This is a genomic window from Pedobacter jeongneungensis (assembly GCF_039538295.1).
In the GTDB taxonomy this organism is placed as follows: domain Bacteria; phylum Bacteroidota; class Bacteroidia; order Sphingobacteriales; family Sphingobacteriaceae; genus Pedobacter; species Pedobacter jeongneungensis.
Genome location: NZ_BAABBY010000005.1, coordinates 397,831 through 422,921 on the forward strand (window position 1 = coordinate 397,831; position 25,091 = coordinate 422,921).

The following is a 25,091-nucleotide window of genomic DNA, read 5'->3' on the forward strand; positions in this document are numbered from 1 at the left end:
AAGGTGTTTGTGAGATTATTCCCCCAAATTGATAAGCATTGGCATATATGGATTATAGTGAGAAATTTAGTCATTTAAAATTGATATTGATTTCTATGGTAGGCCAAATATTCCTGCTGCTTTTTATTAAAACTTCCGACATTAGTCTCTTGAAGATTCCAGCTTTTAAAAATATCTTTTGCCTCATCTTTGATTAGAACTTCACCGTTATCACTAAAGCTTATAAAACCTTTGTCAAAAAGTTTGTCAACATGTGGGCTTAAAAGTAGGCCGTTATTTCCATCAAGTTTTTCTGTATCGTTTGATTTGCTCCAGGGTTTAATATGACTAGCAATCAAGAAAGCTATATCAGAAGTCCCTGTGATTCTACAATTTTTTTCAATACTAACAACATCTCTCCTAAATTTGCCTTGGCCCAATCTGGCGTCGATTAGTCTTTGCTTTTGTGTTGGGGTTCTCTCAGAATTATTAATTTCTTGTACTTCATCTTTTTCTTCTTGGGCGACAGAGGTTAAATTTTTAGCGGCTACGAGCTCGGAGTATATTGATAGCATGAGTTTTAAGTCACTAACCAATTCATCTTTTGGAGGTACGTTAGCTAAGCTATAAAATTTAGAAATGATATTTCCAGCCTCGTAGTCTCTTGGCAAATGGCTTTTGGTGTTTTTTCCCTTTCTTAAATTAATATTTTCTGAGGAAAATAATTGAGCGTCATAATTTATTTGCATTCTTAAAGAATTCGCACGCTTTTTCAAAATACTCCTGTAGCCTTTTTTAATCTCTTGTCCAACGCTGGTAACGCCTTGGTTTAGTGTTAAGTAAAAGCCAGTCATGTCTTCTCTAAATATATAAACTGGATAGTAGCCATCTTGAGTACTTGTGGTTACAAGTACGTCGAGTATGGCAACCCATGGGCATGCAGCCCAACGGCTTTGGCCAGCAGAACCCTTGAAAATATATTTGTCTGACTCTTCAATAATATCTTTTATTGATTTTGGAAAGCTATTGCGCAACAAATCAGCTATTGGATGGTCTGTAAAATTTCCTTGGGACGCAGGGATATAATGTTCTAGAACATTAATGAAAAATGAACGCATGATAAAATAGGGATGAGGGATGATTTAAATTATTATTCTGAAAAGCTAAAGGCTTAAACTTATGTTTCTATAATTGTGGGATTATGGTAATTAGGCGATGGTGCCTTACTATGGTTTTCAATCCTAAGGTAAGTATCTTTTTGCAAATAGCAATATGGTTTCCCGTGGCTGTAAATTTTAGTCCAATAAGGCTGGTTGTGCTTTTTATAATTAACTAAGTTAAATTTAAAGCAACATACGCTATCGGCAATCTTTACTAAGCCCCCAAGGCGAGAAGGCGAAAACATGATGTAAAGTTTGGAACGAAATCTGAACTAGCTTACATTTGGAAAGATAGTACTAAATTAGCGCAAGCCTAATCGATACATCTCTATTTTACAATTAATTTGAATAATCGTCTCCAAAAATACCTTAAAGCCTTTACCCGCCTCAAACGTGGTGTAACACCATACGGTCTAGCGCCACATAAACCTGTGCTATTGCTAAGCTTGATTGAGCTTATTGAAAAAGGTGTTGTCACCAATAATCAGTTCGAAGTAAATGCAGATCTTGTCGCCACTTTTAAAGAAAACTGGTTGTTGCTCGTGCCTACTTTACATCAGGCCGATTTTACACAGCCTTTTTATTATTTGCAGAGCGAAAAAGTGGAAGGTAAGCCCTTTTGGATTTTACAGCCCAATTTAGGTATGCAAATTAATGCGCATATTAAATCGGTAACCCGCTTAAGTGAAACCTGTGCCTTTGGTTATTTTGAATCCGAGCTGTTTATACGATTTAGTGACCCTAATAATAGGGCAATAGCAACGGCATTGTTGCTTGATGCATATTTTGCTGAAAGTAAAGTCGGTTTTATTGCAGCTAAAAATCATGGTGAAGGCTACCTGCATGATCAGGAAGATTTTGTGTTAAATGAGCCTGAAGTCAGATACAAACGCATGGTCATCAATACCGAAGAAGATGTTTTTGTAAGGAATGGATTATTTAAGAAATTGGTACCGAAAATTTATGGGAATAAATGCAGTTTTACCGGCATGCAATTGAACAGCACTTTTGGCATAACTTTATTGATGCCTGCCATATTGTGCCATTTAGCCAAACGCACGATGATAAGGTTACTAATGGTATTGCACTTTGTCCAAATCTGCATCGAGCATTCGATCGTGGTCTGGTTAGCATAACTAATGATTACACCATTTTAGTTTCTAAACACCTGATCGAAAACACCAACCATCCTTATGCTTTAAATAGATTAAATGGACGGAGAATTTTGTTACCAAATAAATCAACCCAATACCCTGAAATTGCCGCAATAGAATGGCATCGGCAAAATATATTTAAGGATTAAATAAAACACACAATGCGTTCTGGTTTCCCGTAAGTTAAACCGATTTTATAATGGCATTTTGAGATAGCGTAAGCTATAATGTTAAACCATAAAAAAATTAATTATGCCACAAAGAATTTTAAACGAAGATTGGAACGAGTACGACAATCGAAAAATTAGAGACAAAAGGGATGCTAAATTCTTTTCATGCGAAGAGAAATGGGAAGTAGATTATTTGGTAGCCAAAATCAAAAAGCACAAAAGCAATCCAGAACAAGAAATCAGGAATGCAATAGCTGCATGTTGCAAAACAGTATCTGCACCCAGGCCAAGAAAGCAATTTGTTGAATGTGTGATGTCGAAACTGTAATCTTTTTAGGGAAAGTCTAGCTTTCCCTAAAATTGTTTATTATACTAGCCGCCTCGAATAAATCTTTTATAACCTTTACCCTAACATACTTTCCGAAACTTCCTTTCGTTATACATCACATACAGCGTCGTTTATTTTGCTGTTTAATTACTGATTAAATTTACAGTTGATGGAAAAACGAATTCAGGTTTTTATCCCATCCCTAACAATTAGATCATCCCGGTTTGTGCATGCTCTCCGCATTTATGCACGCTGCAGGCGCCCGCAAAAGGTACCATGCATCAGGTATTGTATTGGCCTGATCGGGCTGAGCCGCGGTTACCCATAAGCTCTGAACCTACCGCAATTTACACACACACACAACACATAATGATAATTAACCCGAATTAGCTGACGGTTAAATGCCGGTTGATCTTAGTTTGCAGGTTTAAATCCAATGGTAAATAACCATTTTAAGAAGATTTTAGCGGCTCAAGGCAATTGGCTTAACACTCAGCACAGGAACGACTGAAACATTTTTAGAACCTGAATATCCCTGACAGTTTTGGGAGAATGTTTTCATGTTTTTAAACGCTATACACATGAAAGACTATGAAGCGCTTGTACAGATTTTGTACAATATTTATCTCGTACTGAATAAAGAAAACCGGCCTTTTACTTTTATCGATCTTTTTGGCAGCCCAAACGAGCAACTTACGCGGCAGCAGGTAAAAGATTACCTTAAAATAAGCGAGAGTACTTACAAACGCAAGGTAAAAGACGGGACTTTAAAACCCATAAAACTACCGGGTGGCGACCGCTTTTACCTGAAAGATTTATTGAGTGCTTATTTAGAAAGTCAAAGAAAGGGGCGGATTTAACCACCTGCGCGCTTTACCTTTTGCAGGTACCAGGTTAACCCCACATGTACCCTTTGCTTACTTATCCTTTACCTTTTCTATACCTTTTGTTTACCCCGGCTTTACCCTTTATTTACCAAAAAGGCGAAGCCGGGGTATTTTTATGCAGGAGGTTTGGCCGCATTCCGGGCCAGCTGTCCCCTGGTTAATTTCTGCTGCATCTCTATTCTGTATTGTGAGTTGCTTTTTTAAAGGTTCATTTTGGCTCAATGATGCCTGTAACGGGTCCAATATAGCCCATTAAAGTCCGGAATAATGTATCCTGAAAGCCTATAGTTAAGTTTGGGTATGGATTTAAGCCACTGATAAATGGGGAAATCCTGAAGCACACATCTTTTCACTTAAAAAACAACATTATGGCAACGTATTCAAAAGGCGCCAATGGCGCATTCTCAGGTAAAATAGGCAGTATTGTTGGCAGCAACTGGCGCGGGGTAAATTACCTCAAAAGCCTGCCCAAAAAGAATAACAGGCAAAGTTCCGACCTGCAGCTGGCACAACGGAGTAAATTTGCACTCGCTCCACTTTACCTCAGTCCGATTAAAGACATCTTAAATATTGGTTTCAAAGATAAGCAGCTCAATAAAATCACCGGTTACAACGCTGCGGTGAAGATTTTTTTAAACAATGCGGTTGGAGGAGATTACCCGGATTTTGTAATCGATTTTTCGCAGATTGTACTCAGCAAAGGTTCGCTTTCTGTGTTCCACGGTTTAAATGCTGTTTTACAGGGTACCGATATTGTGCTCACCTGGCAGGGAATCCCGAACCGTTATAATGCTTTCGACGATGATATGTTGATGGTGGTATTATTTAACGATACCAAAAAAATGTACTTCGTGTACGAAGAAGCAACAAGGGCCGCTTTAACCTACACCATAGCCGTGGGCAATACTTTTGCCGGCGATGTGTTTTATGGCTGGGCTTTCGCCGTTAAGCGCGAAAACAATGTGGTATCTAACAGCCAGTACCTGGGCAGCTTTACCATGCCGAAAGCTTAAACATTAAGCCCTGCCCTCATTAATACCTGTAAAGGTTAGGGCAGGGTTTTTAAATTTTGTTTTTTGAGCTACACTTTCCTCACTGCGGTTTTTAATACCGAGAGGAGAAAAAGGATCAGAAATATGATGATTACAGGGGCAAAAACTTCTAACCAGCCAATGCGCCCGAAAATGATTCTGATGATAAAGAGGATGCAGCTAAAAAGCATCCCCAACAGGATTAAGATTTCTTTAAAACCCCTTTGTTTTGTTTTCTTTGTTCTTCTTTTTGCCACAAGATTTTTTTAAATGGTTAATTTAACGGCAGTGATCTCTTAGTTTCGTCATTGCGAACTGAAGAAGGGGCTTTGTGCAGGAGTGAAGCAATCTTTTTTAATAATGAATAGATTGCTTCGCCTCGCACCTATTCAGTCTGACGTAATTATGCAACATTAACCTTAACTTACAGCAATGTAACCTCAACACGCCTGTTCTTTTTTCTTCCACCAGCCGTATTATTTGAGGCAACCGGATTTTCAATGCCTTTTCCTGTCGCGCTTATCCGGCTTGCTTCGATATTTAATGCTGTTAAATGGTTCTTAAATGCATCGGCCCTTGCCTGCGATATCTGCTCGTTTACCGCTATCGGGCCATCACTGCTGGCATAACCATCAATATGGATAGAAGCTGCAGGGTTTTTAGATAAATGTGCTAAAATACGTTTAATTAAAGGCTTGTTAATGCTTGCAAAAGATGATGTTCCCTGAACAAATGTTACCGGTACCGTATGGTTTAATGCTTTAAGTGCTGCCGTTTTTAGTTCAGGCGAAGCAGCCTCTGCACTTGTTTTTCCGCCTGATTTCTCCTTGATTTCGGAAGTGTTTACCGGTGCCGTTGGATCTGTACTGTTAATATTTGCTTTTATGGGGGCAACAGAGGCAGCTGCGTTATCCGGTGCCGAAACAGTATCTTGAACGGCTTCTCTGGCAATGTTATCTGATGGCTGACCGGATGAATAATACCAGATGCCGCCACCAATAATTAAAAGTCCAAATAAGCCAATTAACCAGCCCCGCGATCGGCCAGCGGGTTTTTCGATCTCTCCTTTTGAAAGATCAAATTTAGATCGCTCTTTTTTAGAACCATCGTTTTTATTTAAATCGAATGCCATAATTTTATTTTTTAGGTGTACATCTCCACTAAAGTTTGCAAACTGCCGGTATGTGCCCTGCCCATCGCTTCAAACTCCCAGCTTTCGCCGGCACGGAACAAACGCCCGAATTCTACGGCATCTTCATTGGTATATTGGTCTTTCAGGTCGTAACGCAGGATCTCCGAGCCGGTGCTTTCATCTACAATCCTGATGTAGCAATCGTTCACTTTTCCAAAATTCAGGTCTAATGTTCTTCTGTCTTTTTTATTGTCGTTAGGGTATTTGCAAATCGTACAGCAAATGATAATCTGCTCAACCTTAGGGCTAACTTTTGATAAATCGATAAACATATCTTCATCATCGTCGCCATCACTTCTGCTCCCGTCAGGATCATCAATGGCACCGATAATGGCGCCGTCTTCGGTAAACGGTCTGAAAAGGCCTTTTTCTACCTTATCCTCAATTTTATTACCCATGCGGATTTGCCCGTAAAAGGTAAAGTACGAATCAGAAGGGATTTTGAAATCGCCACCAATTGAAAATGCCGAAACATCGAGGTCGAACTCCGGACCACCCGGTTCTTCGTTAGGATCCCAGCCCATGCCTATTTTTACTATGGTGAGTCCGGGTGCTGCCTTGGATAGAGAGAACCTGTCTCCCTTATTTAAATTAAAACTGCTCATTATTGATATAATTCTATTAGTGTATTTAAACCGCCCGAAAAGGCCTGGCCTAGCGCCTCTACATTCCATGTGCCCCCGTTTCTGGCAATGGAAGCAATCATCAGCGAATCTTCGTTTGTAAACTCCTCTTTAAGCTGGTACTGGCATAAAACCGATTTATCGGCATGGTTCCTGATATTGATATAGGAGTTTTGAACATGGCCAAAATGGTGGCCTCTTTCTTCGCTTTGATCAATGGTTACTGCGAAATAAAGGAACTCTACTTTCGGGTCTATTTTGGATAAATCGATATGGATTACTTCATCATCTCCATCGCCTTCGCCGCCCCTGCTATCACCCGGATAATGGGTAGAACCATCAGGGCTCGTGTTATTGTTATAAAAAACAAAGTATTCATCGGCAAGGAGTTTGCCGTTTTCGCCCAGCATAAACACGGAGAGGTCGAGGTCTACCGGGTGTCCGTTTACAACAGCGGTATCCCAGCCCAGGCCGGCAATGAGGTGATTTAAGCCCGGTTCTTCCCTGATCAGGGATACGGGTTTTCTTTTTTCTATTTGTATAGCCATTTTGTTAAGTTTTAGATTTTATAGGCCCTAACTCTTTTTTGGAGGTAAAGGCGGTGGTTTTACCGGATTGTTTTTGGTGTTTTGCGGTACTTTTATTTCGGGCAACCTGGGGATGTTTACCGGTTTTGAAACATCGCTTTGCTTTTTAGGTGGTAATGGTGGTGGCAGTTTTGGTGTTGGAAGGGCTGGTCGCGGCAGTACAGGAGGCGCAGTGGGTACTTTTGCTTTAACATTGTAACCGGCATTGGCAATTGTTTGAAAAATGGCCAGCATGGTATCTTTAACATCAACCGGCTGTAAGGCGATAACATGATGATACTTTTTCAGCAGTTTATCAGAAAAATATGCGGTGCTGATTTCTTCTGATCCCAGCAGGATCATTACATCATCGGCCTGCAGGTTGTTTGCCCTTAACAGATCGTCTGTTGCGGCAAAAATCATCCCGTCATTGGCATAATATTGCAGCCTGTCGTTCAGGTTTCTTTCCCTTACATTAAACCAGTACCGGTTTCCGTCGGATAGTTCGGCCTCGCCTTTAATAATCGGACCGATGTTTTGAAGTAAAGCCGCACAGAAGGGAAGCAGGAAAGCAATTTCGGCATCTTTATTAACCGACAGGTAAGAATTTTGCAGAATGATATATTCTACAATCATATCGGCGAGGATTTTTACCCTCGGGTCGGCACCCTGACCTACCAGTTTGGCCGATCCAAGCGCTTCGGCCTTACTGTTTTTGTAAAGGTTTAAATAAAGTACATTATCAATGCCATTCATCAATAAAATGGCCTTGTTGTTTGGCAAAATCTGCTTTTGCGTAAGTATATTAAAAAGGGTATGGTGATAGGCAATGCGTTCTAAATTAAAATAACCAGCCTCCTGAAAGAGGTTTTCGATCAGCGATTTCTCATTGTCTTCAATATCATCATCAAATAAGAAGCGCAAAGGGAACTGCTGCCTGTACGATTCGATAGAATCGGCTTTGTATAATACGGTGTTTAAAAAATGCGATAAGTATTGTTCTACACCATAATAAAATAGCTGTTTAACCGGTTTTTTGTTGCCATATATACTGAAATGTTTAGCCGGATCTTTTACAATTTCGAAATAATTGCCATAAGCGTAGGGATCGTTTTTGTAAAAGCGTTCCCTAGCGGCGGCACCAAAAATAAAATCGTTGCCATTTACATAAAAGTATAAGGGAACCTCATTCGATTCCCTCATTTTTAATGGGGCATAAGGGTTACTGTCTGCTTGATACCAGAAAGTAACCGTCCGCTTCGATATTTTTGCCAATACACAGAATCCCATCTTTACTATTGTTTTTGAATGCCTTTAAGCAGGTGTTTTTCGAAGAATTTCATCCCTTCGAGAATAATGATCGGCGCTACATAATCGAAATCTTTCTGGTCATCGTGTTTCCGCTTTTGTGCTTTGATAAAATCGGGCTCGCCTTTGATGTAGTTCTCGATGTTCATATCCTGAAAACCGGCCATAAAATCTGTCGCATTCATTTTCAGGCCAAACATGCCGGATGATACCTTGTAAAACAGATCGGCAAAATCCATAAACCTCGGGCAGTGCGGTTTGCCTTCCTGTGGTAAACAGATAAAATGATTGCCAATATGCTCCAGCATTTCGGGGGTAATGGAGTTGGTTGATTCGAGGTATTTAAATTCGCCGTTTGGCGTAACCACACAGAAATTATCTTCGCCCAGGATCTCAATGGCCTGTTTGTTGGTAGGTACCAGAATGCTGGTGATGTTGGTTGGGATGGCCAAACCTTTCGACACTTCGTATTTCACATCGGAATTATCTGTTCCGCGTTGCGAATTGATATCGATTATTTTTAAAGGGTTTGTAGTGATGGGACTAATGGTTTGTTTGGCCACTGTTTCGCCGCCCATGCCCCTGATAAACATCTGTGTATAATAATCGTCTGCTGCGGCCGGATTTACCGCGGTAAACCAGTCGAATATCCTTGCGCCTTTACCTGCAAATGCAATTTTTATTTTCGGCGGAATGGCTTTAACGGCTGGTGGTGCATCTTCTGATTTTACAATCTCATTCCTTAACTTATAAGCCAGCTGACCTGCGTAAAACATAATCAAACCGGTAACGTAAAGGTTAATGCTCATCATTTCCTTACATTCGGCAGCGATTAAGAGATAAAAAGTTTCAAAATCTGAAGCTTCCAAACGATCAACAACCTGTTCGAAATAATAGGGGGCGGTATTTTCGTTAAATTTAGGTGTACCGGAATTTAAGCCCTGGATGGATATCTTTTTCTTTTCGCAGATCCTGAGCAGCACGTTTTTAAAGTTGGGCGAAAATTTTGTCGCCTGTGCTACGCGTTCGGCCGCAAAACGAATGGAGTTCTGTTTAATCATTGCCTTTCCGCCATCCATTGAACACAATGCGGTGATATCTGTTGTACTGCCACCGATATCAAAACATAATACCAACTCTCCATGATTAATGGAGTAACCCCCGTTTGGGCGCACCAGGTAATTGGCTACGGCACAGGCTTCGGATAAGGATTCTTCGTTGCCTAATTGTTTAAAATTAAACCTTACCGGGCCGGTTTCCGTTTTAATATCTACCGCTGTAAGTGTTTTTTTAGCCTCATTGCCCCATCCAGTAGCAACAATTTCTTGCGGTTGTTCGCCCCAGGCGCTATTGCCGGTGCCGGTTGAACCCCATGCTGGTGTTGTAGCGGCAGGTGCTGAAGCCTGGCTGCCCCAGCCACCTGATTGAGCTGCAGGAGCGCCCCAGCTGCTGCTGCCTGATGTATCGCCTATATCAGAAAGATCGGAAGGAGGAAAGGTTTTTAATTTAACATTACTTTCAATCGGAGATACTTCTTTAAGCGAATCCCATATCCCCCTGTATTCGCTTAATAATTCTTTACCCATTGATGAGGGGTACGACCATTTTAAGGTGTGCGGCTCATGCCCTTCAATAAATAACTGTGCATAAACATGGAGCAGTAAGGTACTTAAATAGGCAGTTTTATAACTTTTATCAATCTGCTGGGTAGACCATTTCATATTGTACACCAGCTCTGCCCTGCCAATGCGGTTATAACCTAAAATGTAGCGGTTGTTTTCTGCATTTTCGATCGGCAGGTTTTTTTCGAAACAGGGAAAACCACCCTTTACCGCCTGGGCCATTAAGGAGTTAACCTGGATGTTGCCATCATTTACCACTCTTCGCGAATCGTGGATGGTTAATACAGATTTGATGGAATTGGTGAGGATTTCGTCGTTCTGGAAAAAGAAAATTTCATCTTCCACCGCTGGTCGTTCATCGTTGTTTTTACTATCGCTCGCCAGTAACGATACCCTTTTATTGGTGAGTTTCAGGTTTTCGCAAACCTCGTTCCGCTGATCGGAAAAGTAAGCAATGGAAGAATTTGTACTGCCAAAATCGACCCCTAAAAAGGCCGGCGACAATGTCCTTGGTGCATTTAGCATGTTCACCGGTAAGGCCTGCGTATTGCCTGATCCATCGTAACGGATAATCCCAAAACCACAATCAACGCCTGCATGTGCAAACTTTACCCCTTTAAAAGGTTTATTGCTTTCGTATATTTCGTATTTATACTTATTATCGGCCACTGCATTGTTTGATGCGATGTGCAACTGCGCTTTAATGTTGCCGTATTTTTCAGGGATTACTGCTGCCTTTCCGTTAGCGGCCAGGTATAAAGGATTACCTTTTTCATCGAGTACAATCCTGAAAAAATCGTCGTCCACATTTCCGATAAATGGCGTAGCCTGAAACCTGGCATCGTTATGCGGTATTTCCGAATACAGAAAGTAACGGTTCCATTGTTTGGAAATAAAATTAGGCCACATTAAAATGTCCTTACCGCTGATCGATTCGGAAGTTACCCGGTAAATCACCTCCTTAACAATTTCATTCCCGGTTTCGGTGTATAACTTTAACTGAACAATCAGCCGTTCGCCATCCTTATCGGCCGGATCATAAATGGCGGTAATGCGCGATTTTACGTTCGATGATTCGGAAATGCCGACCAATGCATCAAGTGTGGCACCAAAAACATTTAGTGCCAGTGGGGTTAAGGGCAGGGTGAAATAGGCATAGCTGTTCAACTGCCCTTTGGTTTCGGCCGCCAGTAACAATATGGGTTTCGATTTCAGGAAATTCCGGGTTTCCATGCCATCCCTGCCAAAATCGATCTGGGCAATTTCGGTGGTATCGGGAAGCAGTAAATCTTTCGGATCAAACAGGATACTGCCCTCTTTGGATTCGTTGTAGATAATCCCTTCAGAGCCGAATAATGCTGTAGAATAGTTAAAAAGAAGGCTAAAAGGATAGTTGAACAGGGAGCCAACTTCGGGAGCGGTAGATTTATCGAGTTTAGGATAACCTTTTGCCTGCTGATAAATAATCATATCATTCATCCACGCCTGGATACAGGTAGAAATATTGCCATACTCAGGCCTGATCAGTTCTTCTACACCGGCATAATTTAACCTGAACTTTTCAATGTTATCTAAAATGTGTTTGGCATAACCATACAGTGTAGAGAGTTCTTGCGGGTTAATTTCCGACTGTAAGGGATCGATAAATTTTCCGTTCTGTACGTTAATGAAGGGAAATTTCTCCCTGATCTGATAGGATACGGAAGTAAAAACAAAACTATCAGGAGAGGTTCCGCCGATCACATGGCCTTTAAACGAAATAACATCGATAAAGGGTATTCTATCCGCATTATTGGCCAGTGATTGATCGCACCATAAGGGTTTACGCTCAAATAACATATTGCCAAATGCCCCGGTAGGTTCATATATATTTGTGGTGGTATGTAAATGCCCGCCATCCGAATAAGATAGATGGATTCTATTTGCTTCTATATCTTTATAGTTTAAAGCTATACAGCTGATCAATCCCTTCCATTCGCTGATGAGTGATTTATAGAATAACATCAAACCCGATGCTTCAGCTTCTTTATCGCGGATATTATCTATGGCATTTTTGAATAAATTAGCACGGGCAAATACCGATGGGATGCCCGATACAATGGTTCCGATATTAACCGAAGAATTACCGTCCTGATCTACTGCGATTTCGGGAATCAGGATGTTTTTGGTAAATACTTCAAGCTGGGGGATTTTATCCCAGGCAAATTCGACACCGTTTGGCTCTGTTTTGGGATGAACTTTTATCGCCAGTGCTTTGATTCTTTTATCTGACATGGTGCTTTAGTTTATATCGAAGTTTTGTGAAATGGTAAGGGCATTAAAAATGTGCGCGAGGAATTTCTCTTTGGTGGTATTTACTTTCTGCTCCTCTTTTGGGTTGGTGTTAATTAGTTTTTCAACAAAAACATCATAACGGTCTCTAAAAAGACCTCCTTTGCTCCAATGGTGTTTTTCATCAAGGAAAATGGTACCCACATCCAGTTTTTTTAGTTCGGAAGGGTTATCCGGGAATGCCTTACTATCGAACAGGAACCTGCCAGGGGCAACAGAACTCCTCACCTGATACAGCCAGCCCGGTATAAATTTGGCATCTTTAAAGGTATAGGCAAAAAGCTTAAAATATTCGTTGATGTCTTTACACTCTGCATCGGTAATGGTGCTGTACTGGTTCAGTTTTTGGTTTTCGCACTGTTTGATGAAACCTTTTATACCGCCATCATCAAAAGCCCCACCGTTTTTGGTTAATGAAATGTGTGCCAGGGAGAAAAAAGCACCCAGCTTGTTTACAAATATTTCGCCCGATTTATTTTCGTTGCCTATAAAGTCGTCAAAAGAGAAGTTGAACGAATTATCTTTAAATTCTACCGCTTTATAGAGGTAATCGGCCTTTGCGCTGTTAAAACCATCATTCCGGGTAAAAAAATCGTAAGCAGCACAGGCGCATAACAACTCTGTAATGTGGCAGGGATTTTTCTGTTCGCTGCCACCGGTTATGGTTTGATTGGAAACATTGTTGCCATCAATTTTTTTACTTTCTATCGGCCAGCCGATATGGTAAAGCAGTTTATAACATTTCTGAACGGTAGGATCGCTTTGGTAAAACTGCAACGCAGCCTGACTGTTTAGTGGAAAAAACGACGAATCGGCAATTACGCTATTGGCTTTGCTGGCCTTCTGTTTATCATCGGGTTTATTAAAAGTGAAATACTCTGTTAATAAGGTAGAGCCAAATTTGGCCTTGGCGAAATCAATACTGGCATTTCCGTTAGAGCGGATTTTTACGAAATCCTGCAGTGCTTTCGGTATTACCGGAATAGATGATGCACCTGTACCACCGAATATAGAACCAAAGATAAAAACCCTGGCATTTGCACCTGCACCCTCCAGTTTGCCCATAAAGGTGTCCAGTTCGCGCTCCTGCGATTGTACTGCAGCACCTTTGCTAATATTGCGGGCGGCTTCTACTATGCCATGGTACATCAGCATAGAGCCAAGGTGGGTTTGTGCCCGGTAGCCATGATCTAAAGCAAACTCCTGTACGGAACCATTATCCAAAAACAGGTCGGATATTAGTTTATTGGCTTTCTGCTGCTCGGGCGAACCTGTGGTAATTTTGCTGATGTTTTTATAGGTTTCCCTTCCCGGGCCGGCATAGTTGGTAAAAAACCGGTGTAAATTCAGTTTTGCAGAGAAAAAGGTGTTTGCATTTGGCGTTCCGCCTACACTGGTACCGGTTGTTTTGATCCGGTTGTAAAGGGCAATCAGTTCTTCAACTCGGCCTTTATTCCCGTTGTTCTGATCGGTATCAAGCGTGAGGACTTCGATTTCCTGATTATCGAACATACCAATTCCACATAAGTGGGTAAAGGCTTCTAAACAACGCATCCCGGTACCGCCTATGGCGATGACGAATAATTTATCCATTGATGTTTTGATTAGGGTTAAAACCAGTGTCCGATTTTACCGGTTGCAAATACTTTGCTCAGTACAAAACCGATGATGATGTAAATGACGAAACCGATGGCTGTGCCGATACTCAGGGCGGTTACATAATTATTTACGACCATGATGTTCGCATCAGGCTTGAATGCATAATAACCCAGTAAAAAACATACTGCCGGATTTAAGATGGCCAATACCCAGAACCAGGTTTTGCGTGCTTTAGGATCTTTTGGGTTGCTCCCTCCTTCAAACCTGATGGCGTTTGCAATAATGGCCGATAGTAGCAGAAAGATTAATGCGGTGATGATGGAGATGATGTAAGCTGAAGTTGATTCCATTTTAGAGTTTATTTTAATGATTTAGATTACTGTTTAGTTTTGATGTAGTACGAATACACTACTTTATCTACAGGTTTAAGCTCCTGCAAGGTGTTTTTGATTGATTCGGATAAAGCCGTATTTGGGATGTTTTTAGCATTTATCCACTCAAATTTGGCCATTTTAGCACCCTGTAGATTAGGTGTGGCCGTGTTTGATAAAATATCTACCCTGATTAATCCATCCGGATTACGGATGTTGGCTGCACTGAATTTAGGGTCGAAAGCAACACCCAACTCTGCATGTTTTGGATTAGCTGCCCTGGTATTACTAAAAAGGGTTTGGTTAAGGGTAAAAACCTCATTAAGGGGATTTGATGGCTGTGTTTTGTAAACCCATTGCGCCTTTAATTTCCCATCGGTATTGTAACAGGCCAGTGCAATTGCATCGCTTTCCTTGTCAGAAAACTTAGCCTCGCCATTACTGCCTTTGCTTAATTTAGGTTGGTGTTTTTTAGCTTCTTCTGCTTTTGCAAAGTTTTCGAAATCGGTAGTTACGTCTGAAACTTTTACGCTGAAGTTTCCGAAAGTGTAACTATCTTCATTACTGAGGTCGATAAAAAGTTTCCTGAAGAAATCGTTAAACTGATTTTGCGCGGCATAAGTGCTGTGCAGCTGATCAATGTTTTTCCAGTCTAATCCGAGCGGATAAAACTCAAAGTTGTGTCCGCTTTTTGTTCCGTTGAGGTAACCTTCTTTTAAATCGAGTACATTTTTGGCTTTGTCTGACTTTGCCGTATCATCATAAAAAATACCACCTGATTTTTCTGAAGGATATCCGGTTGAGAGCTGGTAAGCCGTGTTGGATAAATCAAACCTGGTTGTTGAGGGAGCAAGCTTTGATTCGAGTTTTGAAATCATGCTGCCTGCATCCGGATTACCAGAGCTGAATATGGTGAAATAAAGGTGTTTGTTAACCTTGCCTTCTTTATAATCGGCAATAAAAAAGTGAATGGAATTTCCTTTTTCGAGCCATTTAGAGAATGGGATTTTTAGAAAGGCGGTGTTGGTCACCTCTATGTTTTTTTGCCACTCCTCAAAATCGGTAATGAGCAGTGCATCGCTGTTATCCGCCACAATTTTTTCTACTGATGATTGCAATGGCGCCCAAATGTCGGCATATTGTTTCGGATCGCTTACCTGTTGACCCAGTTCGGTAGTATTGGCTACATTTAATAATGATATTTTATTGGAACCTAATTTATAAACTTCAAACTGTTGTGCCAGAATGGTATTGAAGCAGGCCGACATCATGTTTTTAATCGTTGGATCGCTAAAAGCCTTGTTTATACCAGATGAGAAATCGATGTAAAGTGCCGGTGTGCCCCTTTTAATTTCATTGCCCGGAGTGGTAACGTTATGGTATGCTTCGATACGCTTCCCTAAGTCCTGATCATAAAAATTGAAGTTTGTAGCTGCGAAGGGATCTTCTGATGGGGATCCTCCGGAACTTTTACAAGCTGACATTGTAAATAATCCCAGTAGCCCCATTAACCTGAAAAATTTCAGGGTATTGCCTGTTTTCATAATTTATACATTTAATGCTTTTAGTATTGTTTAGATGATCAAAAGTATAGGCAGGGCAACGGCAATCCTTACGGAAAACCGTAAAGCTGGGATTATGGTTATAAAAAATTAAGATAGCGTGTTTTAATTTACCACCTTAGAACATTTAAGCTGTTAAATGGTATTAGCCGTCTTACAAGGGTTTTACCATATAAGAAATATAAGAGCATGTAAGCTTATATGATCCTTAAATGTCTTACATGGTTGAAAAAGGATTCGGGTATAATTCACCACCTTAGTTACCTTAGAATATTTAAGCTGTTGAACAATTGCACATTGTGTATAAGAGGTTTTACCATATAAGTAAGATAATGGCATGTGAGCTTATATGGAACTTAAATGTTTTACATGGTGAAAAAAAGCATTCGGGTATAATTTATGATCGAACATTTAAGCTGTTGAACAATTGCACATTGTGTATAAGAGGTTTTACCATATAAGTAAGATAATGGCATGTGAGCTTATATGGAACTTAAATGTCTTACATGGTTAAAAAAAGCATTCGAGTATAATTCACCACTATAGCTATCTTAAACATTTAAGCTGTAAGAGGTTTTACCATATAAGAAATATAAGAGCATGTAAGTTTATATGGTCCTTAAAATATCTTACATGGTGAAAAAATGCATTGATTTTAGTTTATCGAGTTATCGTTTAATTTTGTAAAACGCAGGTGATCTTTGGTGACTCAGGTGGTTGTAAAAATAAATATTGCGCGGTATGATATACCACCTTAGTCACTTTAGAACATCTACTTTCTGCTTTAGTCTTTATGCTTTCTACACTCAGCTTATCGCTAAACGCCCTCTGCCTCTCGCTTTATTACTTTATTCCTTACTACCAACAATTGCTTCATATACCGGGTTAAGAAAAGTTTTTCAGCCAGCCATCCTAAAATGTCTAAGGGTGCTTTAAATTCAAAAATGTCGGTCATTTCGGTTTGGGTATCGATGGTTTTAAATAAGTGTTGATGGTGAAGTTTTTTAAACGGCCCCCTAATCATTTCGTCAATGAATGAGTTTGGATATTCCAGGGTTGTAATTTTATTGGTCATTTCGAAATAAATGCCAAAATGTTTGGCCCTCCAGGAAACTGATTCACCTAAGTTGATTAACCCGCTTATCTTTCCTTTTATGGCTTGTTCTCCGCAATGCTGCATTGATTGTACGTGTAGATCAATGCTTCTCGCCAGATCAAAACACTGCCCCATTGGCGCATTGATTAATGTTTTTAAAATGATGGTTGGCATAATTAACGATTTTGTGATATGCCTAGCGTTTGGCGCCAGGGGGGGTTGCGTTTAATATCATAACCTTTTCTCCTTATCGCCAAGCGCCAAACGCTTTCCGCTCAGCGCTTCCACCGCCTCCTTCACTTCCCCATACTTAAACTCAAAACCACTATTCACCAACACAGCTGGTTTAACCCATCTGCTTTTTAAGATCAGTTCTGTTTCTGTTCCGATAATTTTTGCGCCAATGGCCAGTAACCAGGCAGGTGTAGGTAAACCGAAGTTGCGACCAAAAGCTTTTCTGATGCTGCGCATAAAAAGATTATTTTTAACTGCATTTGGTGCGGTACAGTTTACTGTCCCTTTTATTTCAGGGTGGTTAAGCAACCATTCAATACTCCGGGCAGCATCCTCTTCGTGGATCCAGCTCATGTACTGTTCGCCATTGCCTTGTTTACCGCCCATACCCAGTTTCACCAGGTTGAGTAAACGTGGAAAAGCACCATCTTTTAAACCTAACACAATGCCCATCCTAAGGGCTATTTTTCTTGTTTGAGGTGTTTCAGTTCCGAAAAAACTCTTTTCCCAGGCTTTACAGACTTCAATTGAGAAACCTGTACCGATTTCGCCGGTGAATTCATCCTGAGGCCGGTCTTCCGCATGGCGGTAAATGGTAGCAGAAGTAATATTGATCCAAAGCCTAGGCGGGTTTCCCATATCATTGATCGCTTCGCCCAGTAAACGGGTAGGAATCAGTCTAGAATCAAAAATTTCTTTCTTGTTTTTTTTGGTGTACCTGCAGTTTACATTTTTGCCGCAAAGGTTAACCAGCAGGTCTGCGCCATTTAAACTATTTGCCCATTCGCCCATAGTTTTACCATCCCATAATAGCGTTTTAATATTTCCGGTTTCGGCCTGCGGTTTTCTGGCAAGGATGATCACTTCATCAGCCAGGTTGCTAAAATGTTTCGCCAGTACACCGCCCAAATAGCCATTTCCTCCAGCCAGTACAATTTTTCCGTATTTCATGATCTTAAAAACTAAATATTAAACCTAAAACAATTAAGCGGTAAAGTGCCCAGCTCACACTCATTAACCAACCCAGCTTTAACAATTTGCTCCTGCGGATGTGTTCCAAAAACATCAATCCTGCAACCATTAAAAAGTACAGAACAAAAAATACAGGTTGGCTTTCAAGATACTTAACCAATGTCAAAACAGGCAGAAGCAACAATGAACCGGCGAAAGAAATGGTCATCATATTGCCAAGGTAATCCCACAGTTTTTCTTTTCGGTAAAAAAGAATAATAGCTCCCTGAAAAAATAGCTGCCCGCCACAAATTAAATATTCCCGGTATTGGTTACCCAATGGGACAAAATCGGTAAGCAAATGTGCATAAGCCGTTAATACGTAAGCAGTAATCAGCCAGGTAGAAAGGAGATAAGCAATGCGGTAATGGAGTTTAAAAGCAGGCTGTATGGTGTTTTCTTTAACTGCTGCGGGAATAATCACTTTGCGGTTGTAAGAAATAAAAGCATAAAATTTACGCATTAAATAAATAAACGGCCCAAATAAAAATAATGGTTTAAAGAAGGGTATGGCATGTGCAATGATCTTGAATAAACTTTGGATGCCATAGGTAACTTCGCCCGTTTCTGTGTTTATCAGCGCAATTTCATTCGCTACCCGCTGCCTGTCTACCAACGGACAAATATCCTGCGGCATTTCCTGATAAGCTTCTCTGCCATCTTTTGCCAACATACCAGTTTTAACAAAAACCTTGGTATAGGCATAACACATGGGGCACTCATTGTCAAATAAAATCACATGGTTCTTTAGCGTTCTCATTTTATTTAAATTTTAATACTTTCAGTAAATTATGAAACATAGATTTAAAAAATTAAGCCGGACTATAAGTAAGGCTTTTTTAAGATGTAAGGTTTAAGGGTGTATGGTTTATAAGGTTTAAGTTAACGCTGTCTTAATACTATAATCTTGATACCTAATACTCCAATCTTGCTACTCGCTACTCCAATCTAACTTAACCAGTCTCACATCTCAAATCTCGTGTCTCACATCTCTATTTAAACACCTTCAACACCGAACTCCAGAACCAGCTTTCTTCCGCTTTTAGCATCGTTTCTAAAGTTTTATCTACGTTTCCGGCTAATTTGTTAATGTCTTTGATAGATTTTTTGAAAGTAATAAACTCCGGGTCTTTTTCATCGCCATTTACGGTAGAGAGTTCGTTCAAAATCTTTAAAACGGGGTCTAGTTCTCTTTTTTTGCGTTCTTTCGCAACCTGACGGGCAATATTCCACACATCTTTATCTGCAAAAAAGTATTCTTTCCGCTCACCGGCTTTATGCTGCTTTTCAATCAATCCCCAGCCAATCAGGTCGCGGAGGGTCATGTTTGCATTGCCTCTCGAAATACTGAGCTGCTCCATAATTTCTTCGGTGGTTAATGCTTCCGGTGAAATTAACAACAGCGCATGTACCTGAGCCATGGTGCGGTTAATTCCCCATTCTGAGCCTAATTTGCCCCAGGCTTCTATAAATTTTAATTTTGCTGCTGCTAATTCCATACACAAATATAATCTTATTTTTAAACTTTCAAAAATTATTGAAACTTTATTTAATTTGAAAGGTGTTATTTATGCTTTAGTTCATCTAATACTTTTTGCCAGGTGCTTGGGTTGCCGCTTACCTGTTTTAACAGATCGCTTTGTGCAGGATCAAAATAAACTGAGAATCTTAATACCGGCAAAGCCAGGCCTGGTTTAAACATGCTTCCTGGTGCAAAGCCCGGTTCGTTGTTCTTTGCCCGGTCGCGATCGAATTTAACCGTGGTATTTACATATTCCTCATGCTGTTTTTCGCCTTTGATATACGGGATCAACCATTCTACCGATTTTTTGATCGATGATCCTTTTGGCGATTCGTAGGTATAAAAGTTTTCTCCCTTAGCCCGGTCGATTATGATGGCCAGTTTCAACATGGGCTCCAGGTCGTAAATGTGGTAATGCATGGCATCGCGTTCTTTAAAGTCTAAACTGGTACCATCTGCGTACAAATTAATGTTGATGTGGCTTTTCAGGTTGTCGATTGTCCAGTTGATTAATTCCTGGTTGTGGATTGTATAGCCAATTTCGCCCACTACTTTTAAACGGTGTGCATTCCAGTTATTGATAGCCGTGCCCCTGCCTGCTTTCATCCTTTTGCTGTTAATTTCTGCCCATGCCGTTTCACTCAGCCATTTTTCGATCTCTTTTTTAGCTGCGGCCGGGATGTCGGTTTTGATCAGGTCGTAAGCTTCAACTGCCGGATCGAGATTGGTATCGTCAATAGGATCGCCATTGGGCTTGTTGTTTTTTGCCCAAGCAGAAAGAAATTCTACACTTTTGTTTAAATATTTCTGATCACTGGTAATCCGGTATTCTAAAGCCAGTGCAAATATTTTGCTCATATCGGCAAGGGCCTGCTGGGTTTTCACTTTCTTCGGATTTCCTTTCAGTAAACCTTCCGTTCTGATGGTATCGATTGGGTTGGGCTGTTCGCTCAGGTATTTTAAAGTCGATTTTTCGAAGCCCTGATAGAGTTTCTTGGTTTCTTCATCATTTTTGATTGCGCTTTTCAGCTTTGCAGTTTCAGCGGAGGTTAAACTTACAATCTGCCCGAAAGATGCAATAGATAGGGATGCGAGCGCGATTGTAACAACAAACTTTCTCATAATAAATGGGTTGAATTTTTATACTCTGCTACAAATCTAATTTTTTATTCAGCACGCATTTAATTTATTCCTTTTTTATACCGCCCAAATTTTTATTTTTGACGTTCGTTTAAACTTAAACAAACCTTAATGAATAACTGGTTTAATAAAAATGGCGTACACCTGGCCATTATTGCATTTTTTGTAGTCATAACTTTTGCCTACTTCAGTCCTGTTTTACAAGGCAAAGCGCCACAGCAAGGCGATGTTTTGCAGGCCAAAGCCATGCAGAAAGAAATTATGGATATTAAGGCTAAAGATGGTAAAGGACCACTTTGGACCAACCAGATGTTTGGCGGTATGCCTGCTTACCAGATCTGGGTGCAATATCCGCTTAACATTACCACTTATGGTATTGATGTAATTAAAGGCGTATTTCCCGATCCGGTTGGAACGGTTTTATTATACCTTTTGGGTGCCTATTTATTGTTCTGTGTATTAAAAATAAACCCCTGGCTTGCTGCTGCGGGTGCCATTGCCTTTGCATTTACCTCTTATAATTTTATTATTATAGCAGCAGGGCATAGCAATAAAGCTTTGGCCATTGGTTTCTTCGCTCCTATTTTAGCAGCCATTATCCTCACCCTAAGGGGAAGGTATTTGGTTGGAGCCAGTTTATTGGCCCTTTTCATGGCTCTGGAGATCCGATCGAACCACATCCAAATGACTTATTATTTATTTATAGCCCTGTTTATTTTAGGCTGTATAGAACTTTACCATGCCATTAAGGCGAAACAGCTTCAAACGTTTGGTAAATCAATCGCTTATATTGTTGCCGGTATTTTCTTATCGGTACTGGTAAATGCAGGTACTTTGTGGACTACTTACGAGTATGGTAAAGAAACCATCCGTGGTAAATCTAATTTAACAACTGATAAGGCTGAACCTGCAAATGGTTTGGATAAAGAATATGCTTACCAGTGGAGCCAGGGTGTTGGCGAGAGTTTCTCGTTCCTGATCCCGAATATTTATGGTGGTGCGAGCAGTATTGATGAAATGATCAAACCTGAAAGCAATACCTACAAAGCGGTAGAGAAAAATCTTCAGGGTGTAGATCCGCGTCAGGCCATTGGTTATGTTGCACAGAATTTGAACACTAATCAATATTGGGGCAATAAACCGGGTACCTCTGGTCCATATTATTTTGGAGCGATTATCTGTTTCTTATTCGTATTCGGCTTGTTTATTGTAAAACACCGTTGGAAATGGTGGATTTTAGGAACCAGTATTTTGTTATTGTTCTTATCATTCGGACAAAACCTGCCATTTATCTCTGACATCTTTTTTGATTACCTGCCAGGATACAATAAATTCAGGGCTGTTGAATCGATTCTGGCTGTTGTAGGGTTTCTGGTTCCTTTATTGGCAATATTGGCCATTAAAGAAGCTCAAGATGGTAAATACGATCAAAAGTATTTAGTACAACGTTTAACATGGTCGGCGGGCATTACCGGTGGGTTCGCATTGATTATCGCCGTGATTCCAACTGCGTTTTTCAGCTTTACACAGGCTAACCAACCACAGGTTTTAGATGCTTTAACCCAAACATTACAAAATAACCGTGCTGCGGCCATGGAAATTTTAAATGGCATTGTTGCCGATCGTGTAGCTTTGGCCCGTGCTGATGCATTGCGTACGTTATTGTTTATTGCGGTTGGTTTTGGTATTACCTGGGCCTTCATCACCAAAAAGTTGAACATGCAACTGGCTTTTGGTTTATTGGCTTTGTTTGTGCTGATCGATTTATGGCAGGTAGACCGCCGTTATTTGAATAACCAGAATTTTGTAAGCAAATCTGACCTGAATAACCACTACCAGCCAAGAGATGTAGATAATTTTATCTCGGCAGATAAAGATCCTAATTTCAGGGTTTTCGATTTATCATTGGGCGATCCGTTTAAGAGTGCCGAAACATCTTATTTCCATAAAACCGTTGGTGGTTTCCACTCGGCCAGGTTAAAACGTTTTCAGGAGTTGGTTGATAACCAGTTAACAAAAAGCATCAACCAGGATGTATTGGACATGTTAAACACCAAATACATCATTACGCAGGATCCTCAAAACGGCTCGTACAAAATGCAGCGTAACCCAACAGCAGCGGGTAATGCATGGTTTGTACAAAGCGTGCAGTTTGCCAGAAATGCCGATGAAGAAATGAAAGCCATCAGCAGTTTTGATGCGAAAAAAGAAGCTATTGTTGATGAAAGCTTTAAAAATGTAATCGATACCAAACGTTTAGGTACCGGGCAGGAAGGCTTTATTAAATTAACCAGTTATAATCCTGACCATTTAACCTACGAATATTCTACGGCTAAAGATGCCATTGCAGTATTCTCAGAGATCTATTACAACAAGGGATGGAAAATGTATATCGATGGTGTTGAAAAACCATATTTCAGGGCCGATTATGTTTTACGTGCGGCACAGCTGGAAGCCGGTAACCATAAACTCGAATTTATTTTCCACCCAACTTCGTATTACACTGGTGAGAAAATCTCCTTAGCAGGATCGATCTTATTATTGGCTGGTTTAGGTCTCGGTTTTTATTCAGAAGAAAAAAAGAAAAAGAAAGCGGTTAAAGCTTAATTATTCCTTTAAATTATATTTACACCCCGTAGGATTTAATTCTTGCGGGGTTTATTTTTTAGTCGGGGTTCCGGTGACCGAGGTCGGAAGTTATTAACCCAAACTCAATCCCACGCGATAGATCTCTCTCCCGAATATTCGGGATGTTCCGGTCGAGATGACATCCTTTTACTATACTTTCCCTCGCGATTAGTCATCCTGAGGGATAATTTATTGTATCCAATCGATTATAGAAGAATCCTATCGCAATGATAAGCCGCCAAATTCGTCATTGCGAGAAGGCTTTTTCAGCCGACGAAGCAATCTTTCTAGCAAGGATCGCTAGCAGAAAAGATTGCTTCGTCGTACCTCCTCGCAATGACGACTTTTCTTCGCATCTGTCAATGGTAGCGTAGGATCTATAGTACTGCTCCCAGCCCAATTAACCAATTTATACGGTTAACCGGTTAACTAATAAACCAATGGCAAATGAACCAATTAACCGCCAAACTAAAATTTAACAATGTCGTAACATTTGTTTGATATACAGCGTCTTATCTTTGTATTGAAAAATCAGGTGATATGTTAGAGTCATTCTTTGCCGTATGCTTATTAATTGTTGTACTTTATTTCTTTAGCCCTTTTGAGGTAAAACTCGATGAGGAAGAAGAATGGTAACCCATTTAATTTGTCTCTAAACTGCTCAAAACGGGCGGTAACCATACCCTTCCCCCTAAAATTTCCCTTTTATGGATAAAAGAAATGTCGATGTAGTCGTAATCTCCGATGTACATCTAGGTACTTATGGCTGCCATGCAAAAGAACTTTTAAAGTATCTTAAAAGCATTAAACCCAAAACACTGATCCTGAACGGCGATATCATCGATATCTGGCAGTTTAGTAAAAGTTACTGGCCCGAATCGCACATGAAAGTGATCCGTAAACTGATGAAATTCGTTTCAGAGGGTGTGCAGGTACATTACCTTACCGGGAACCACGATGAAATGCTCCGTAAATTCGACGGTATGGAAATGGGGACTTTTCACCTTCAAAATAAACTGATTTTAGAGCTCGATGGCAAAAAAGCATGGTTTTTTCATGGCGATGTTTTCGATGTAACCATGCAGCATTCCAAATGGCTGGCCAAACTAGGTGCCGTGGGTTATGATACGCTAATCCTGATTAATAGTTTTGTAAACTGGGTACTTACGGCGTTTGGAAGGGAAAAGATGAGCTTTTCTAAAAAAATTAAGGCTAAGTTTAAAGATGCTGTTAAGTTCATCAACAGTTTTGAACAAACGGCAGCCGAGCTTGCGATAGAAAAAGGATATCACTATGTGGTTTGCGGTCACATTCACCAGGCCGAGCAACGTGAAATTGCAACCGAAGATGGAAAAGTAACTTATCTGAACAGTGGCGATTGGGTTGAAAGTTTGACTGCTCTGGAGTATCAGGATCAAAACTGGACGGTATTTAAATATGAGCACCAGCACTTTACCAAAGATGAACTGGACGAAGGACTTCTTTCGGATGCAGAAGATTTAAAAAGTAAACTGGACATAAATATTCTTTTACAGAATATAAAGTATGAAATTGCCCAATAATTTTAGATATTCGGG

At 40.4% G+C, this 25,091-nt stretch carries 22 protein-coding genes; 7 read left to right on the forward strand and 15 right to left on the reverse strand.

Annotated features, from left to right (window positions below; translation table 11 throughout):
• Nucleotides 1-74: 74 nt before the first annotated feature.
• The gene (locus ABD769_RS11995) at nt 75-1,097 is read right to left on the reverse strand and encodes an MrcB family domain-containing protein (protein WP_344851652.1); all 1,023 of its coding nucleotides are present in this window, start codon (nt 1,095-1,097) and stop codon (nt 75-77) included.
• Between the two features lie 386 nt (nt 1,098-1,483).
• On the opposite strand from ABD769_RS11995, the gene ABD769_RS12000 reads away from it, so the two are divergent.
• From ABD769_RS12000 to ABD769_RS12015, 5 genes are all read left to right on the forward strand, one after another.
• Nucleotides 1,484-2,275 carry a hypothetical protein gene (locus tag ABD769_RS12000; RefSeq protein WP_344851653.1) on the forward strand — a complete coding sequence of 264 codons (792 nt, stop codon included), beginning with the start codon at nt 1,484-1,486 and terminating at the stop codon, nt 2,273-2,275.
• On the forward strand, nt 2,179-2,442 hold the full coding sequence (locus tag ABD769_RS25010; protein ID WP_425568858.1) for an HNH endonuclease: 264 nt from the start codon (nt 2,179-2,181) through the stop codon (nt 2,440-2,442). Before ABD769_RS12000 ends, ABD769_RS25010 begins: the two co-directional genes overlap by 97 nt.
• Nucleotides 2,443-2,545: 103 nt before the next feature.
• Nucleotides 2,546-2,791 carry a hypothetical protein gene (locus ABD769_RS12005; protein WP_344851654.1) on the forward strand — a complete coding sequence of 82 codons (246 nt, stop codon included), beginning with the start codon at nt 2,546-2,548 and terminating at the stop codon, nt 2,789-2,791.
• A 581-nt stretch (nt 2,792-3,372) separates the two neighbouring features.
• Nucleotides 3,373-3,651 (forward strand): helix-turn-helix domain-containing protein, encoded by a 279-nt coding sequence (locus ABD769_RS12010; RefSeq protein WP_344851655.1) that lies wholly within the window; start codon nt 3,373-3,375, stop codon nt 3,649-3,651.
• 395 nt (nt 3,652-4,046) lie between these two features.
• Nucleotides 4,047-4,691, forward strand: a complete 645-nt coding sequence (locus tag ABD769_RS12015; protein WP_344851656.1) for a DUF6266 family protein — start codon at nt 4,047-4,049, stop codon at nt 4,689-4,691.
• A gap of 68 nt (nt 4,692-4,759) precedes the next feature.
• Here the strand turns inward: ABD769_RS12015 and ABD769_RS12020 are convergent, their stop codons facing one another.
• The 14 genes from ABD769_RS12020 to ABD769_RS12085 form a co-directional block, all read right to left on the reverse strand.
• A complete protein-coding gene (locus ABD769_RS12020; protein WP_344851657.1) occupies nt 4,760-4,966 on the reverse strand; it encodes a hypothetical protein in 207 nt (68 codons plus the stop codon).
• A gap of 167 nt (nt 4,967-5,133) precedes the next feature.
• Entirely contained in the window at nt 5,134-5,841 is a 708-nt protein-coding gene (locus ABD769_RS12025; RefSeq protein WP_344851658.1) for an OmpA family protein, read from the reverse strand.
• 11 nt (nt 5,842-5,852) lie between these two features.
• A complete protein-coding gene (locus tag ABD769_RS12030; protein WP_344851659.1) occupies nt 5,853-6,506 on the reverse strand; it encodes a TerD family protein in 654 nt (217 codons plus the stop codon).
• Nucleotides 6,506-7,072, reverse strand: a complete 567-nt coding sequence (locus ABD769_RS12035; protein WP_344851660.1) for a TerD family protein — start codon at nt 7,070-7,072, stop codon at nt 6,506-6,508. The genes ABD769_RS12030 and ABD769_RS12035 overlap by 1 nt, the downstream gene beginning before the upstream one ends.
• Nucleotides 7,073-7,099: 27 nt before the next feature.
• Nucleotides 7,100-8,293 (reverse strand): hypothetical protein, encoded by a 1,194-nt coding sequence (locus tag ABD769_RS12040; protein ID WP_344851661.1) that lies wholly within the window; start codon nt 8,291-8,293, stop codon nt 7,100-7,102.
• Nucleotides 8,294-8,385: 92 nt separating this feature from the next.
• Nucleotides 8,386-12,294 (reverse strand): hypothetical protein, encoded by a 3,909-nt coding sequence (locus ABD769_RS12045; protein WP_344851662.1) that lies wholly within the window; start codon nt 12,292-12,294, stop codon nt 8,386-8,388.
• A 6-nt stretch (nt 12,295-12,300) separates the two neighbouring features.
• Nucleotides 12,301-13,944: a hypothetical protein gene (locus ABD769_RS12050; RefSeq protein ID WP_344851663.1), complete on the reverse strand. Its 1,644-nt coding sequence runs from the start codon at nt 13,942-13,944 to the stop codon at nt 12,301-12,303.
• Between the two features lie 17 nt (nt 13,945-13,961).
• Complete coding sequence (locus ABD769_RS12055; protein ID WP_113950842.1) at nt 13,962-14,300, reverse strand: hypothetical protein; 339 nt, start codon at nt 14,298-14,300, stop codon at nt 13,962-13,964.
• A gap of 26 nt (nt 14,301-14,326) precedes the next feature.
• Nucleotides 14,327-15,865, reverse strand: coding sequence for a hypothetical protein (locus ABD769_RS12060; RefSeq protein WP_344851664.1), 1,539 nt, complete (start codon nt 15,863-15,865; stop codon nt 14,327-14,329).
• A gap of 835 nt (nt 15,866-16,700) precedes the next feature.
• Nucleotides 16,701-17,153: an SRPBCC family protein gene (locus ABD769_RS12065; protein ID WP_344851665.1), complete on the reverse strand. Its 453-nt coding sequence runs from the start codon at nt 17,151-17,153 to the stop codon at nt 16,701-16,703.
• Nucleotides 17,154-17,210: 57 nt separating this feature from the next.
• Nucleotides 17,211-18,164 carry a TIGR01777 family oxidoreductase gene (locus ABD769_RS12070; protein ID WP_344851666.1) on the reverse strand — a complete coding sequence of 318 codons (954 nt, stop codon included), beginning with the start codon at nt 18,162-18,164 and terminating at the stop codon, nt 17,211-17,213.
• A gap of 4 nt (nt 18,165-18,168) precedes the next feature.
• Complete coding sequence (locus ABD769_RS12075; RefSeq protein WP_344851667.1) at nt 18,169-18,984, reverse strand: DUF393 domain-containing protein; 816 nt, start codon at nt 18,982-18,984, stop codon at nt 18,169-18,171.
• Between the two features lie 232 nt (nt 18,985-19,216).
• On the reverse strand, nt 19,217-19,723 hold the full coding sequence (locus tag ABD769_RS12080) for a GbsR/MarR family transcriptional regulator (RefSeq protein WP_344851668.1): 507 nt from the start codon (nt 19,721-19,723) through the stop codon (nt 19,217-19,219).
• Between the two features lie 65 nt (nt 19,724-19,788).
• Nucleotides 19,789-20,868, reverse strand: a complete 1,080-nt coding sequence (locus ABD769_RS12085; RefSeq protein ID WP_344851669.1) for an alginate lyase family protein — start codon at nt 20,866-20,868, stop codon at nt 19,789-19,791.
• 129 nt (nt 20,869-20,997) lie between these two features.
• Between ABD769_RS12085 and ABD769_RS12090 the strand changes: the two genes are divergently transcribed.
• Together ABD769_RS12090 and ABD769_RS12095 are read left to right on the forward strand one after the other, a co-directional pair.
• A complete protein-coding gene (locus ABD769_RS12090) occupies nt 20,998-23,493 on the forward strand; it encodes a YfhO family protein (RefSeq protein WP_344851670.1) in 2,496 nt (831 codons plus the stop codon).
• Nucleotides 23,494-24,221: 728 nt separating this feature from the next.
• Nucleotides 24,222-25,076: a UDP-2,3-diacylglucosamine diphosphatase gene (locus tag ABD769_RS12095; protein ID WP_344851671.1), complete on the forward strand. Its 855-nt coding sequence runs from the start codon at nt 24,222-24,224 to the stop codon at nt 25,074-25,076.
• Nucleotides 25,077-25,091: the final 15 nt, after the last annotated feature.

Bases quoted from the DNA above. Each gene is read 5' to 3' on its own strand.
- ABD769_RS11995 (WP_344851652.1), bottom strand. From the start codon at position 1,097: ATGCGTTCATTTTTCATTAATGTTCTAGAACATTATATCCCTGCGTCC.
- ABD769_RS12005 (WP_344851654.1), top strand. From the start codon at position 2,546: ATGCCACAAAGAATTTTAAACGAAGATTGGAACGAGTACGACAATCGA.
- ABD769_RS12010 (WP_344851655.1), top strand. From the start codon at position 3,373: ATGAAAGACTATGAAGCGCTTGTACAGATTTTGTACAATATTTATCTC.
- ABD769_RS12015 (WP_344851656.1), top strand. From the start codon at position 4,047: ATGGCAACGTATTCAAAAGGCGCCAATGGCGCATTCTCAGGTAAAATA.
- ABD769_RS12025 (WP_344851658.1), bottom strand. From the start codon at position 5,841: ATGGCATTCGATTTAAATAAAAACGATGGTTCTAAAAAAGAGCGATCT.
- ABD769_RS12030 (WP_344851659.1), bottom strand. From the start codon at position 6,506: ATGAGCAGTTTTAATTTAAATAAGGGAGACAGGTTCTCTCTATCCAAG.
- ABD769_RS12035 (WP_344851660.1), bottom strand. From the start codon at position 7,072: ATGGCTATACAAATAGAAAAAAGAAAACCCGTATCCCTGATCAGGGAA.
- ABD769_RS12040 (WP_344851661.1), bottom strand. From the start codon at position 8,293: ATGAGGGAATCGAATGAGGTTCCCTTATACTTTTATGTAAATGGCAAC.
- ABD769_RS12045 (WP_344851662.1), bottom strand. From the start codon at position 12,294: ATGTCAGATAAAAGAATCAAAGCACTGGCGATAAAAGTTCATCCCAAA.
- ABD769_RS12050 (WP_344851663.1), bottom strand. From the start codon at position 13,944: ATGGATAAATTATTCGTCATCGCCATAGGCGGTACCGGGATGCGTTGT.
- ABD769_RS12055 (WP_113950842.1), bottom strand. From the start codon at position 14,300: ATGGAATCAACTTCAGCTTACATCATCTCCATCATCACCGCATTAATC.
- ABD769_RS12060 (WP_344851664.1), bottom strand. From the start codon at position 15,865: ATGAAAACAGGCAATACCCTGAAATTTTTCAGGTTAATGGGGCTACTG.
- ABD769_RS12065 (WP_344851665.1), bottom strand. From the start codon at position 17,153: ATGCCAACCATCATTTTAAAAACATTAATCAATGCGCCAATGGGGCAG.
- ABD769_RS12070 (WP_344851666.1), bottom strand. From the start codon at position 18,164: ATGAAATACGGAAAAATTGTACTGGCTGGAGGAAATGGCTATTTGGGC.
- ABD769_RS12075 (WP_344851667.1), bottom strand. From the start codon at position 18,984: ATGAGAACGCTAAAGAACCATGTGATTTTATTTGACAATGAGTGCCCC.
- ABD769_RS12080 (WP_344851668.1), bottom strand. From the start codon at position 19,723: ATGGAATTAGCAGCAGCAAAATTAAAATTTATAGAAGCCTGGGGCAAA.
- ABD769_RS12085 (WP_344851669.1), bottom strand. From the start codon at position 20,868: ATGAGAAAGTTTGTTGTTACAATCGCGCTCGCATCCCTATCTATTGCA.
- ABD769_RS12090 (WP_344851670.1), top strand. From the start codon at position 20,998: ATGAATAACTGGTTTAATAAAAATGGCGTACACCTGGCCATTATTGCA.
- ABD769_RS12095 (WP_344851671.1), top strand. From the start codon at position 24,222: ATGGATAAAAGAAATGTCGATGTAGTCGTAATCTCCGATGTACATCTA.